Origin of the sequence: Clostridium sp. 1001275B_160808_H3 (assembly GCF_015550425.1) — a bacterium.
Classification (GTDB): Bacteria; Bacillota; Clostridia; order Clostridiales; family Clostridiaceae; genus Clostridium.
The window spans coordinates 36,835-50,999 of record NZ_JADNAT010000020.1 but is presented as its reverse complement, the minus strand read 5'-3'; the positions used below and the strand labels follow the sequence as shown (position 1 = coordinate 50,999).

14 protein-coding genes are annotated in these 14,165 nt (G+C 28.3%); 11 read left to right on the top strand and 3 right to left on the bottom strand.

What is annotated here, in order from left to right:
- The first annotated feature begins 35 nt into the window (after nt 1-35).
- The 11 genes from I2A75_RS14135 (at nt 36) to I2A75_RS14085 (ending at nt 11,981) form a co-directional block, all read left to right on the top strand.
- Nucleotides 36-554 (top strand): adenine phosphoribosyltransferase, encoded by a 519-nt coding sequence (locus I2A75_RS14135; protein WP_195265627.1) that lies wholly within the window; start codon nt 36-38, stop codon nt 552-554.
- Between the two features lie 100 nt (nt 555-654).
- Nucleotides 655-2,847 (top strand): bifunctional (p)ppGpp synthetase/guanosine-3',5'-bis(diphosphate) 3'-pyrophosphohydrolase, encoded by a 2,193-nt coding sequence (locus tag I2A75_RS14130; RefSeq protein WP_195265625.1) that lies wholly within the window; start codon nt 655-657, stop codon nt 2,845-2,847.
- 12 nt (nt 2,848-2,859) lie between these two features.
- Entirely contained in the window at nt 2,860-3,309 is a 450-nt protein-coding gene (gene dtd / locus I2A75_RS14125; RefSeq protein ID WP_195265623.1) for a D-aminoacyl-tRNA deacylase, read from the top strand.
- 14 nt (nt 3,310-3,323) lie between these two features.
- Complete coding sequence (locus tag I2A75_RS14120; protein WP_195265621.1) at nt 3,324-3,926, top strand: MBL fold metallo-hydrolase; 603 nt, start codon at nt 3,324-3,326, stop codon at nt 3,924-3,926.
- Nucleotides 3,927-3,937: 11 nt separating this feature from the next.
- Nucleotides 3,938-5,362, top strand: coding sequence for a coproporphyrinogen III oxidase (locus tag I2A75_RS14115; RefSeq protein WP_195265619.1), 1,425 nt, complete (start codon nt 3,938-3,940; stop codon nt 5,360-5,362).
- Nucleotides 5,363-5,375: 13 nt separating this feature from the next.
- Nucleotides 5,376-6,623 (top strand): histidine--tRNA ligase, encoded by a 1,248-nt coding sequence (hisS, locus tag I2A75_RS14110; RefSeq protein ID WP_195265617.1) that lies wholly within the window; start codon nt 5,376-5,378, stop codon nt 6,621-6,623.
- 16 nt (nt 6,624-6,639) lie between these two features.
- Complete coding sequence (gene aspS, locus I2A75_RS14105) at nt 6,640-8,424, top strand: aspartate--tRNA ligase (protein ID WP_195265615.1); 1,785 nt, start codon at nt 6,640-6,642, stop codon at nt 8,422-8,424.
- A 491-nt stretch (nt 8,425-8,915) separates the two neighbouring features.
- On the top strand, nt 8,916-9,290 hold the full coding sequence (locus I2A75_RS14100) for a GntR family transcriptional regulator (RefSeq protein WP_195265613.1): 375 nt from the start codon (nt 8,916-8,918) through the stop codon (nt 9,288-9,290).
- Nucleotides 9,291-9,292: 2 nt separating this feature from the next.
- On the top strand, nt 9,293-10,144 hold the full coding sequence (locus I2A75_RS14095) for an ABC transporter ATP-binding protein (RefSeq protein WP_195265611.1): 852 nt from the start codon (nt 9,293-9,295) through the stop codon (nt 10,142-10,144).
- A gap of 1 nt (nt 10,145) precedes the next feature.
- Nucleotides 10,146-10,772: an ABC-2 transporter permease gene (locus I2A75_RS14090; protein ID WP_195265609.1), complete on the top strand. Its 627-nt coding sequence runs from the start codon at nt 10,146-10,148 to the stop codon at nt 10,770-10,772.
- Between the two features lie 252 nt (nt 10,773-11,024).
- Nucleotides 11,025-11,981, top strand: coding sequence for a GNAT family N-acetyltransferase (locus I2A75_RS14085; RefSeq protein ID WP_195265607.1), 957 nt, complete (start codon nt 11,025-11,027; stop codon nt 11,979-11,981).
- 21 nt (nt 11,982-12,002) lie between these two features.
- Here I2A75_RS14085 and I2A75_RS14080 read toward each other — a convergent pair whose 3' ends face one another.
- The 3 genes from I2A75_RS14080 to I2A75_RS14070 all read right to left on the bottom strand — a co-directional run bounded on the left by I2A75_RS14080 (nt 12,003) and on the right by I2A75_RS14070 (nt 14,089).
- The gene (locus I2A75_RS14080) at nt 12,003-12,275 is read right to left on the bottom strand and encodes a DUF1294 domain-containing protein (RefSeq protein ID WP_195265605.1); all 273 of its coding nucleotides are present in this window, start codon (nt 12,273-12,275) and stop codon (nt 12,003-12,005) included.
- 72 nt (nt 12,276-12,347) lie between these two features.
- Nucleotides 12,348-13,223, bottom strand: a complete 876-nt coding sequence (locus I2A75_RS14075) for a carbohydrate ABC transporter permease (RefSeq protein ID WP_195265603.1) — start codon at nt 13,221-13,223, stop codon at nt 12,348-12,350.
- The gene (locus tag I2A75_RS14070; protein ID WP_195265601.1) at nt 13,223-14,089 is read right to left on the bottom strand and encodes a sugar ABC transporter permease; all 867 of its coding nucleotides are present in this window, start codon (nt 14,087-14,089) and stop codon (nt 13,223-13,225) included. The genes I2A75_RS14075 and I2A75_RS14070 overlap by 1 nt, the downstream gene beginning before the upstream one ends.
- Between the last annotated feature and the right edge of the window lie 76 nt (nt 14,090-14,165).

The window sequence follows — 14,165 nt, the reverse complement described above, 5'->3', positions numbered from 1 at the left end:
TATAGTTTGTAATTTTTAGTAATGGAGGATTTATCATGAATCTAAAAGAAAAGATACGAGTAATTGAAAATTTCCCAAAGGAAGGAATAAGCTTCAAGGATATAACAACAGTAATTGGAGACGGAGAAGCACTAAGATATTCAATTGATAAAATGGTTGAACATCTTAAGGATAAAAATATAGATTTAATAGTTGGGCCAGAAGCAAGAGGGTTTATTTATGGAGTTCCTGTAGCTTATGCAATGGGTATAGGTTTTGTACCAGTAAGAAAGCCAGGAAAGTTACCTGGTGAAACAATATCAATAACTTATGATTTAGAATATGGTAGCGATACATTACAAATACACAAAGATGCTATAAAAAAAGGACAAAGAGTTGCAATAGTTGATGATTTACTAGCAACAGGTGGTACAATAGATGCAGTAGCTAAGCTTGTAGAATTAGCTGGTGGAGAAGTAGTTTGTTTAGATTTCGCAATTGAGCTTACAGGTTTACATGGAAGAGATAAATTAGGAAAATATGAAGTTATGTCTTTAGTTGATTACGAATTTTAATATTGTTGAAATATCAAATCAAATATTATATAATAAAAGAAAATGGCTGGTTGTTAAAACCAGCCAATTATTTTAGACTTAATCAAAGGAGATTACCCATATGTATGAAAGCCTATTACGAAAAATAAATGAAAATTGTAACAATATAGATACAGATATCGTAAAAAAAGCATATGATTTAGCATGTGATGCTCATAAGAACCAAAAGAGAGAGTCAGGTGAGCCCTATGTAACACATCCAATAGATGTGGCTGAAATACTTGCTGAAATGGGTATGGATACTAGTACAATCGTAGCTGGACTTTTACACGATGTTATAGAAGATACACACTATACATATGATGATATAAAAAACATATTTAATGAAGAAATTGCAGATTTAGTTCAAGGTGTAACTAAGCTTGGAAAAATAGAATATAAGACAAAAGAAGAGCAACAAGCCGATAATGTTAGAAAAATGCTTTTAGCTATGGCAAAGGATATTAGAGTAATAATTATAAAGCTAGCGGATAGATTACATAATCTTAGAACTTTAAAATTTATGCCTAAAGAAAAACAAAAGCAAAAGGCTAAAGAAACTTTAGATATTTATGCTCCATTAGCTCATAGATTAGGTATTTCTAAAATTAAGTGGGAACTTGAAGATTTATCTTTTAGATATTTGCATGAAGAAGAGTATTATGATTTAGTAAAACAAATAGCAGAAAAAAGAGCTGAAAGAGAAACTTATATTGCTGAAATAATAGAAGATTTACATAATAAATTGGAGGAATCTGAAATAGATTCTGATATAGATGGAAGACCAAAGCATTTTTATAGTATCTATAAAAAGATGATAAATAAAAATAAAAGTATTGAGCAAATATTCGATTTAACAGCAATAAGAATTTTAGTAAATACAGTTAAAGATTGTTATGGTGTATTAGGGATAGTTCATACTATATATAAACCTATTCCTGGTAGATTTAAGGATTATATAGCAATGCCAAAGCCTAATATGTATCAATCTCTTCATACTACTGTAATAGGGCCTCAAGGGAAAACATTTGAAATACAAATTAGAACCTTTGAGATGCATAAAACTGCAGAATATGGTATAGCAGCCCATTGGAAGTATAAAGAGGGTGATACGCAAGAAGATAAGGAAAAATCCTTTGAAAATAAGCTTGCATGGTTAAGAGATATGCTTGAGTGGCAAAAAGAAACATCAGATGCAGAAGAATTTATTGAAGGTTTTAAGATAGATTTATTTACAGATGAAATTTTTGTATTTACTCCAAAAGGCGTTGTGATAAATTTACCAAGTGGAGCTACTCCAATAGACTTTGCATATAGAATACATACAGATATAGGAAATAGATGTATTGGAGCAAAGGTAAATGGTAAAATAGTACCTCTTGATTATAATCTAAAAACAGGTGAAATAGTAGAAGTATTAACATCTAATAATGCTAAGGGACCTAATATGGATTGGCTAAATATGGCTAAAAGTAATCAAGCTAAAAGTAAAATAAGACAATGGTTTAAGAAAATTAAAAAAGAAGAAAATATAGATAAAGGGAAAGAAGTTTTTGAAAAAGAACTAAAGAAGCAAGGGGTAATTTACTCAGAAATTGCCAAAGGTGAAGCATACGAAAAGTCAGTTAAAAGATACAATATTCACAGTATGGAAGATTTATATGCTTCAATAGGAGTGGGGCAGATTTCAGCTTCATCATATATAGCTAAGTTAAAAGAAGAAAATATTACTGAAAAACAAAGTTTAGAAAGCATAAATAAGTCAATTGATGATCATATTTCTAAATCAGATAAGGCAAATACAAATAAGAAAACATCTCCTAATGATTATGGAGTAACAGTAAAAGGCGTTAATAATCTTATGGTAAGGTTTGCCAGATGTTGCAATCCAGTTCCGGGAGATGAGATACTTGGATATATAACTAAAGGAAGAGGAATTTCAGTTCATAGAAGTGATTGCAGTAATTTAAAAGCTTTAATTGATTATGATAATGGAAAAGTTGTAGAAGTTTCATGGGGTTCTTCAAAGGGAACAGCCTATGTAGCTGAAATACAAGTTAGAGCAGAAGATAGAATAGGAATATTATCGGATATAATGATGATAATAACTGAAGCTAAATTACCATTAAATGCATTAAATGCTAAATCATCAAAAGGCAATATTGCCATAATAAATATAAAGGTAAAAATTGATTCCATTGAACAGCTAAGAGAGCTTATGAGAAAGATAAGAAGACTAAAAGGTGTAATGGATGTATATAGAATGAATAACTAAAGAGGTGATTATATGAGAGCCGTGGTTCAAAGAGTAACATCTTCTAAAGTTACAGTAGAAGAAAATATTATTGGGTCAATAAATAAAGGACTGAATGTATTAATAGGTATCTCAAAGGATGATACTGAGGAAGATTTATTATATATTAAAGAGAAGCTAGTTAATTTAAGAATATTTGAAGATGAAGCTGATAAAATGAATTTATCAGTTTTAGATGTAAAAGGTGAAATTTTAGTGATTTCTCAATTTACTCTTTATGGAGATTGTAGAAAGGGTAGAAGACCAAACTTCATGGAAGCAGAAGGTGGGGAAAAAGCAAAAGTTTTATATGAAAGGTTTGTTGAATTATTAAAGGAATCAAATTTGAAAGTTGAAACTGGTGAGTTTGGAGCACATATGAAAGTAGATATCCAAAATGATGGACCTGTGACTTTAATGTTAGATAGCAAAAAGAACTTTTAAAAAGGAGGATAAGTATGATAGTAAAAACATATCCGCTTGGATCATTGCAAACAAATTGTTATTTAGTAATAGATGAAAAGACAAATAAAGCTGCTGTAATAGACCCAGGTGCAGAGGCGAGTTATTTAATGAAAGAAATTGAAGCTCTAGGAATTGAAATAGAAGTAATACTTTTAACACATTGCCATTTTGACCACAATGGAGCTGTAGAAGAATTAAAAGATAAATATAAAGTAGATGTTTATCTTAATAAAGCAGAAGAAGAATATATGGAAATGGATTCTTCAGGAATATTTGGAAAGCTACCTAACATTTATAAATATATAAATGAGGGTGATGAAATAAAGGTTGGAGAATTAACTTTTAAAGCAATATTTACCCCAGGGCATACAAAAGGTGGAACTTGTTACTTAGTAGAAGATAAGGTATTTACTGGAGATACTTTATTTAATGGTTCAATAGGTAGAACAGACTTCTTAGGTGGTAGTTATAATGAGCTTATAGAAAGTATAGAAACTAAGCTTATGGTACTTGATAATGATGTAGAAGTTTACCCAGGTCATGGACCAAAATCTACTATTATATTTGAAAGGATGAAAAATCCATTTCTAGCATAAGAGGAGAATAAATGGAATTAAAAATAAGTTTAAATAATTTAAAATATAGATATGACGTATATCAAATGTTTAATATATATTATGCGCTTGATGAAATTAAGTTTGAAGAAGATGGTAACTATATAATAAACATAGAAGAAGATAAAATATCATTTTCATTTAATGAGTTTTATAGAGAATGTACTGTTTTAGAAAATATAAAAGAGGATATTAAGAGATTAATTTTTTCTTCATTGAAAGAAATAACAGGAGATTACTATCCATGGGGAATACTTGTAGGAATAAGGCCATCTAAAATAGCGTTGAAATACTTAGAAGAAGGAAAAAGTGAAAAGGAAATAATAGATATATTTGCAAAGAAGTACTTAGCTTCAGAAGAAAAAGCTAAGCTTTGCATAAAAGTAGCTAAAAAAGAGCAAGAACTTGTAAATAAAGATGAAAAGAGTATTGCTATCTACATTGGAATGGCATTTTGTCCAACAAGATGTTTTTATTGTTCCTTTACAGCTAATCCTATAGGTGGAAATAAAAAATTAGTAAATCCTTATTTAGAAGCATTAACATATGAAATAAGAGAAATGAAAGAATATGTTAATGAGAGAAATTTAAAAATAGAAAGTGTATATTTTGGTGGAGGAACTCCAACAGCAGTAAATAATGAAGAGTTTGAAGATATTATGGAAGAAATTTATAATGCCTTTGTATTAGATAAAGATATAGTTGAATTTACTGTAGAATGTGGAAGACCAGATAGTATAACTTTAGAAAAGCTTCAAACTATGAAAAAATATAACACTACTAGAATAAGTATTAACCCTCAAACAATGAACGATGATACATTAAAAATGATTGGTAGAGGACATACATCAAAAGATGTTATAGATAAATTTAACTTAGCTAGAAATTTAGGATTTGATGATATAAATATGGATATGATAATTGGCTTGCCAGGAGAAGGGATAAAAGAAGCAGAATATACTGCAAATGAAATCTTAAAGTTAAGACCAGATAGCTTAACTGTCCATGGATTATCCTTAAAAAGAGCATCAATTCTTTATGAAAACTTCATTTTAAAAAAAGGAATACAAATAAAGAAGCAAGATGAACTTTCATCAATGTATGAAGTAAGTAGAAGTTTAGCTAAAAGTTTAAATATAGAGCCATATTATATGTATAGACAAAAAAATATGGTTGGCAATATGGAGAATTTAGGCTATTCTAAAGAAGGCAAAGAATGCTTATATAATATACAGATGATAGAAGATAAGCAAACTATAATAGCTTTAGGAGCAGATGCCGTATCAAAAGTAGTCTTTCTAGAAGAAAATAGAATTGAAAGATTTGGAAATGTTAAAGATATTAGAGAGTACACAACTAGAATTAAGGAAATGGTAGAGGAAAAGATAAAACTTTTAGATACACTTTACCTTAAATAGGAGGAGATATTTTATGGAAATCCAAGCACCTAAGGGTACTAAGGATATGCTACCTCAAGATGCATATAAGTGGCATTATGTAGAGGGAGTTTTAAGAGAAGTTTCAAAAGCATATGGAGTAAGAGAAATAAGAACGCCAATGTTTGAACATACAGAATTATTTTTAAGAGGTGTTGGAGAAACAACTGATATAGTGCAAAAAGAAATGTACACTTTTAATGATAAAGGTGATAGAAGCATTACCTTAAAACCAGAAGGTACTGCACCAACAGTAAGAGCTTTTATAGAAAATAGATTATTTAATGAAGCTCAACCAACAAAGTTATATTACATAATACCTTGTTTTAGATATGAAAATGTTCAAAAAGGTAGGCTTAGACAATTCCATCAATATGGAGTTGAAGTTTTTGGGTCAAAAGAAGCTTCAATTGATGCTGAAGTAATTTCATTAGCTATGGAATCACTAAAGAAGCTAGGACTTAAAAGCCTAAGTTTAAATATAAATAATTTAGGATGTCCTAAGTGTAGACCTAAATACAATGAAGCACTTAAAAAATATCTTGAAGAAAATTATGATAATCTTTGTGGAATTTGTAAAACGAGATTTGAAAAAAATCCAATGAGAATTCTTGATTGCAAAGAAAAAAGTTGTAATGAAATAACTAAGAATGCTCCAATTATATTAGATTATATATGTGAAGAATGTGATTCTCATTTTACTGAGGTGAAAAATTATTTAGATGCTTTAGATATAAAATATAAAGTAGATCCAGGCATTGTTAGAGGATTAGATTATTATACAAAGACTATATTTGAAATATTAAATGATGATTTTACAGTTTGTGGTGGAGGAAGATACGATAAGCTTATAGAAGAAATCGGCGGACCAGAAATGCCAGCTGTAGGATTTGGATTAGGATTAGAAAGACTTATAATGACTTTAGAAAAAGAGGGCGTAGAAATTCCAAATGAGGGCTTAATTGATCTTTATATTGGAGCTAGAGGTGAAGAAGCAAAAACAAAAGGTTTTGTATTAGCTAATAAGCTAAGAGCTATTGGTATAAAGACAGAAATAAATCATATGGGAAGAAGCATAAAGGCAGAAATGAAATATGCAAATAAGATAGGTTCAGCCTTTACTACAATTTTAGGTGATGACGAACTTCAAAATAATACATTAAAGCTTAAAAGAATGAGCGATGGTGAGCAGTTTGAAGTAAGTTTAGATAATATAGAAGAAATAGCAAAGCTTGTAAAATAGTTAGGAGGAAGAAAAAATGGGTGAAGCTTTAGGTGGCTTAAAAAGAACCCTAATGTGTGGGGAAGTTAGAGAAAGTAATGTATCACAAAAAATCACATTAATGGGTTGGGTGCAAAGAAATAGAAAATTAGGAGGTCTACAATTTATTGACCTTAGAGATAGAACAGGAATAATGCAAATAGTATTTGGTGAAGAGATAAATGCTGAAGCTTTCGAGAAAGCTAAAGATGTTAGACCTGAATATTGTATAGCAGTTACTGGAGAAGTAGTCTTAAGAGAAGCTCCTAATCATAATATGCCAACAGGATTAGTAGAGCTTAAATGTGAGAGCTTAAAAATTCTTTCAGAATCAGATACACCTCCAATATATATAAAGGAAGGCTTAGATGCTGCTGAAAGTATAAGATTAAAATATAGATATTTAGATCTTAGAAGACCAGATATGCAAAGAATATTCATGATTAGAAATAGAATCTCTAAATCAGTTCGTGACTATTTAGATGATAATAACTTTTTAGAAGTAGAAACTCCAATGCTTACAAAGAGTACACCAGAAGGAGCTAGAGATTATCTTGTACCTTCTAGAAATTATCCTGGAATGTTCTATGCGCTTCCACAATCACCACAAATTTTTAAACAACTATTAATGGTTTCAGGATTTGATAGATACTATCAAATTGTAAAATGCTTTAGAGATGAAGATTTAAGAGCAAATAGACAACCAGAATTTACTCAAATAGATTTAGAAATGAGTTTTGTTGAACAAGAAGACGTTATTAAAATGAATGAAGGTTTAATAGCTCATGTGTTTAAAGAAGTAGCAGGAGTAGATGTTAAATTACCAATAAAGAGAATGACATTTAAAGATGCTATGGAAAAGTATGGTTCAGATAAACCAGATTTAAGATTTGGAATGGAAATAACTAATATTACAGAAGACGTAAAGGATATGGATTTTGTAGTATTTAAATCAGCAATAGAAGCTGGTGGATCAGTAAGAGCACTTTGCTTAAAAGGTGGAGCAGATCTTGGAAGAAAGCCAATAGATAAATTAGGTGAATTTGTTAAGACTTATAAAGCTAAAGGTCTTGCATGGATTCAATTAAAAGAAGATGGAGTTAAATCTTCTATTTCTAAGTTCTTAACTGATGATGTTACAAACTCAATAGTTAAAACTATGGGAGCAGAGGTTGGAGATGCTATCTTTATAGTTTCAGACAAGAATTCAGTAGTATTCCAAAGTTTAGGAGCATTAAGATTAGAGCTTGCTAAACAATTTGATTTAATAAAAGATAAAAATGAATTTAATTTTACTTGGATTACAGAATTCCCACTATTTGAATATGATGAAGAAGAGGGAAGATATCATGCAGCACATCACCCATTCACATCACCAATGGATGAAGATTTAGATATGCTAGAAACTAATCCAGGTGAAGTAAGATCAAAAGCATATGATTTAGTTTTAAATGGTGAAGAATTAGGTGGAGGATCTATAAGAATTCACGATTCAAAGCTTCAACAAAGAATGTTTAAAGCATTAGGATTCACAGAAGAATCAGCACAAGAAAGATTTGGATTCTTAATAGATGCATTTAAGTTTGGACCACCACCACACGGCGGATTAGCTTTTGGACTTGATAGAATGGTAATGTTCTTAGCTGGAACAGAAAATATAAAGGATGTTATTGCATTCCCTAAAAACCAAAATGCTTATTGTTATTTAAGTGAAGCACCTAATATAGCAGATGAAAAGCAATTACAAGAATTAGGTATTTCAATAAATGTAAAAGAAGACTAAAATATATTAAAAAGAGGATGTATCAAAATAAACTTTGATACTAGTCTAGAGAAAGGGAAGTTCGAATTAGAACTTCCCTTTTTTAGTATATTAATATCATTATGAAAGATTTTCGTGAAAATGTGAAACCTATGTAAGCATCAGGTTTCTTTATTTAAATTTCTTTTATACATAAGGAAGATGATTCAGTAAGATTACTATTCAAATTAAGCAGAATCAATGGGTTAAAAGGACCTCGCGTTTCGCGAGCCCCTTTAGAAAGAATTAATAGAAAAGTATATAAGGTGGTGATGAAACACGCCCCCTTTTATAAAAATAATAAATTTACTTTTTCAAGGTAATAAAGCTTACTTGAAAAAGTAAATTAAATTTTACGTTAAATATGTTTATTAGACTGTTAAATTTTTAATTCTATTGACAATAGTGTATATATGAATTAATATATGTATATATATAGTATATACACTTCATATACAATTGGAGGTGAAAAAGTGGATATAGTGATTAGCAATTCCTCACAAGTGCCTTTATATGAGCAAATTGAAAATCAAATAAAGAATCAAATTATTAATTTAACTTTAGAGCCTGGCGAAGCACTACCTTCAATAAGAACTTTAGCTAAAGAGTTGAAAGTAAGCATAATTACTACTAAAAGAGCGTATGAAGAACTTGAAAAAGAAGGATTTATTAAAACTGTTGTAGGTAAAGGAACTTTTGTAGCCGAAGCAAATAATGAACGACTTAAAGAAGTGGCTATGTTTGAAATTGAAAATAAATTAGAAGAAGCAATAATTTCTGCAAAAGCTATTGGATTAACATTAGATGAGGCGTTAGAAATATTTAAGAGTTTATATGAGGAGGTATAATAGTGGAGGCAATTGAAATTAAAAATTTAAAAAAAGAGTATAAGAATTTTAAATTAAATATAGAAGAATTAAAAGTAAAGGAGGGCTTCATAACAGGATTTATTGGCCCGAATGGTTCAGGAAAAACAACTACTATAAAAGCTATAATGAATATGATTAAATGTGATGAAGGAGAAATATTAGTTCTAGGAGAAAATATTTCGGAAGAACCTAAGGCTAAAGAACAAATAGGATTTGTTGGTGATGTATGTGGTTTTTTAGAAGAAAGTAAATTAAAAAATATAAAGGCTTCTGTATCTAGATTTTATAGTAACTGGGATGAAAATTTATATAATAATTTAATTAATAAATTCAATATAAAGGAGTCAGCGGTTTATGGAAAATTATCAAAAGGGCAAAAGAAGCAATTTGAATTAACTATGGCATTATCCATAAAGCCTAAAATTATAATAATGGATGAGCCTACTGCTAGTTTAGATCCAATTGTAAGAAATGAGTTTTTAGAAATATTGCAAGAAGAAATGGAAAAAGAAAACCTTACAATTTTTTACTCAACTCATGTAACTAGTGATTTAGAAAAATGTGCTGATTATATTATATTTATATATAAAGGTAAAATCATTTTATATGGAGAGAAAGACGAAATTTTAGAACAGCATTCTATAATAAAAGGAAAAAAAGAACTTTTAGATAATGAAACAAGAAAATATCTTATTTCTATTAAAACTAATGAGTTTGGGTTTGAAGGATTAGCATCAAATAAAAAAGAAGTATTTGAGATATTTGGAAGTGAAGTTATTTATGAAAAACCAACTTTAGAAGATATTATGCTTTATTATACTAGGAGGGATTAATATGAACAGAATACTAAATTTATTATTTTTGCAATTTCAAACAGTATTGTCGCTAAAGAAATATATGGCTCTAGTAATTGCTATGGGAATATTTTTAGGCTTTATAAGTCCTCAAATGATAACCTTTAGTGGAGCATTATATATAATGGCTACATGCTACAGCACTGCATTTTATGAAGAAAAAAGTAAAATGAATTATTTAATATATTCTCTGCCAATAAAGCCAAAAGAATATATATTATCAAGATATATATTTGTAGCTATTAATACACTAATAGCTATTATAATATCATCAGTATTATATACAGGATTAACTTCTTTTAATATAGTTACAATAAGTGAAATTGGTCCATTATGGTCATTGATTTATATAATGATAGGCATAGGTATTTTTATGATGTCCATATTGATTCCGTTCGAATTAATATTAGGATTTGAGAAAGGTAGAATAGCACTTGTATTTTTGGCAGTTTTTCCAATGGTGTTTTCAACTGAATTAATAAAGTACTTGCCTAAGATAAATTTTGATATGTTAATAGTTAAAATACTGGTTGGTCTATGCGTATTTACATTGGTTTTAGCATCATATTTTATTACATCTAACGTATATTCTAAAAAAGATATTTAATAAATTGGAATAGAATTTATGTTATATAAATTCTATTCCAATTTACTTTAGCTACTCTTTAGTAAGTAATATGAAGTCTATTCTATGGATAGTTTTTTTATAACCCTATTTTAATCTTTAAGTTAATATAATTTAATTTTAATATTAATATGGCTATAGAATAATAAAAATTACATATGTCCTCCTTTTTTTAGAACGTAATGAATTTAAGATTCATATATTTTATTAGAAGAAAAACTAGTAGGTGTAATTATGAAATTAGAGTTTGTAGATAAAGAAGATTTTAATAAAATAGTAGATGAATTAAAGGATTTAAATAAAGTTTGTCTTAATAAAGACTTAAGTAGGGATTATTTTTTATGGAGATATTTAAATAACCCAATAGATGATTTTATTCTTTGTATTGCAAGAGAAAATAATAAAATGATTGCAAGTTATTTAGTTTTACCTATTAATTTAGTAGTAGATGATGAGATAATTAAATCAGGAATATCTATGCCAATATTAGTTAGGCCTGATTTTCGGAATAATGGATTATCTTGTGAACTTGCAATAAAAGTTTATGAAAAGCTAAAAGAAAGAGACTATAAGTTATTATTAGGATTTCCAAATGAGATATGCCATTATAATTTAGTAAAAAAGTTTGGGTTTGAGGATATATATGAGATACCAACACTTAAGTTAGAAATTAAGGATAAGGATATTTATCATATAAATAGATGTGATATTCAAAAAGTATATATAGATAATGAGTATAATTTCAATTATTCATTAGTATTAAAAAATGATTCTAATAAAATAAAAATTTATAAAGATGCAAATTATTTAAGATGGTTATTTAGAGAAAATCCTATGGAGAAATATAATAATTATGTTGTTAGCAAAAATAAATTAGTATTAGCTTCAATTGTATTTAAAAAAGGTAAAAATAAAATTGAAATATTAGAATTAAATTCAATAGATAAAGAATACACTAAAATTTTATTATGCAAACTATTTAGAGATAGTATAGAAGAGGCAATTGAAAATATAGAAATTTGTTGTTCTATTTATAATAAAGACCACAGAGTTTTGGAGGAATTAGGTTTTAAAAATGATAAGCCTATAACATATTTTACTGTAAAAAGAATAAATTACTTGGATAATAAAATTGATGATTTTAAAAATTGGTTTATACAAATGAGTGATTTCAAAGATAGTTTAAAATAGAATTGGATAATTTATTATAAATTATCCAATTCTATTTTTTATAAATATAAAAATTGAGAGCTGTATTAAAATTATTAGTGGTATCCCTAAGGTGAACTTAAGATGTCTCGTTTTATGTCTAAAAAAATACATTCCTATATAAGTTCCTATACTTCCACCAATTGATGCAATAAAAATGATAGTAGATTCTTTAATTCTCCATTGTTTTTTTATAGCTTTTTGCTTGTCTATATAAACTGTTATAAAAGCTATAATGTTAACAATTAAGAGATAAGAAATAATAATATTTTCCATAAAATCTCCTTTATAAGTTTCGTAGTATATACTAAGTATAAACTATAAAACTTAATATAGGAAATAAAGTTATTATTTAATTGAACCTTGAACTATTCCTTTAATTATATATTTCTGAACAAAGAAGTAGAAGATAATAATTGGAATTACAGCTAAAATTAGCGCTGCCATAGCTAGTTCCCATTGCTTGGAAAATGCACCGAAGAAAGTATTCATGGCAAGCGGAATAGTATTAATTTTACCGTTTATAGTTAAGAAAGGTAATAAAAAGTCATTCCATATCCATATACCATTTAAAACCATAACTGTTACAGTAATTGGCTTTAAAAGGGGAAATACGATTTTATGGTATATTTGCCATTTGTTACAACCATCTATTATAGCAGCTTCTTCAACTTCTAAAGGAATATTATTTATAAATCCATGATATAAGAATATACTCATACTTGATCCAAATCCTATATACATAAAAATAAGTCCATAATGTGTTCCAAGCATACTAAAGTTTATAGCATCAATACGCATCATACCCATCCATTTTACTAATGGAAGCATTACAGCCTGAAAAGGAACTATCATTGCTGCTACAAACAAATAAAATATTGCTTTGCTTGTTTTTGTTTTAGTTCTAGCTAAAGTCCAAGCAGCCATTGAGGAAAATAAAACTATTAATATTATACTTAATGCAGTTATTATAAATGAGTTAATAAATGCACTGCTCATGTTCATTCTTTCAATTGCAGCTGAATAGTTACTAAAATTCCATTCTGAAGGTAAACCAGTAGTATTAGCAAAAATTTCTCTTCTAGTTTTAAAAGAGTTCATAATCATAAGATAAAATGGAATCATATAAACTATAAGCAATATCCATCCAAGAAATTCTAATATTCCTAATTTATAATTATAGCTATTTAATGTTTTTAATTTATTATGTCTTTTATTACTCATTACATTTCAACCTCCTTTTTCTTAGTAAAGTAAACTTGGGTTAAGGAAATTGCCGTAACAAATATAAAGAATATTATAGCTTTGGCTTGGCCAATACCCATATTATTTGATGAAAATGCTTCATTATATATATTTAAAGATAACATTTCAGTTGGCTTTAAAGGTGTTAAAGAGAAGTTTAGGTCAAATAATTTAAAAGAATTTGCAAGAGTTAAAAATAAACATATTGTTATTGATGGGGCAACCATAGGTAAAGTAATATGCTTAAAGGCTTGTAGCCCATTAGCACCATCAATATGACTTGCTTCAATTAAGTCAGTAGGTACATTTTCAAGTGCAGCTACATAAATAACCATTATATAGCCAGCATATTGCCAGGCTGAAACTATAAGCATGGCTAAAATGGCAGTATTTCTTTCTTGAAGAAGAGATGTTGCTAGAAAATCTGATCCCAATTTAGCGCCTACAGATGTAAACACTGAGTTGAATAGAAATTGCCATATAAATCCTAAAATAAGTCCACCGATTAAATTTGGCATAAAGAAACCAGTTCTAAGGAAATTCTTTGTTTTCAGATTTCTAGTAACAAAATAAGCTAGTCCAAAGCCTATTAAATTTATAGAGATAACACTTGCGATAGTATAAACTATTGTAATTTTGAAGGAATAAATAAATTGAGTATCTTTAAAAAGATTACTATAATTAGAGAGACCTACAAAATTGTAATTGGGATTAGCACCATTCCAATTAGTAAATGTATAATATATTCCTATCAAAAATGGAATTATTACTACCATAGTTAGTGCAAATAAAGAGGGAGCTAGAAAAAGCCAGAACCCCTTATTAGATTTACGTTTTTTCTTCATATTATCATCTCCTATAAAACTTATCTATAATAGAAGTATCCACAAGGTATTATAATCCCTTGCGGATACAAGAAAA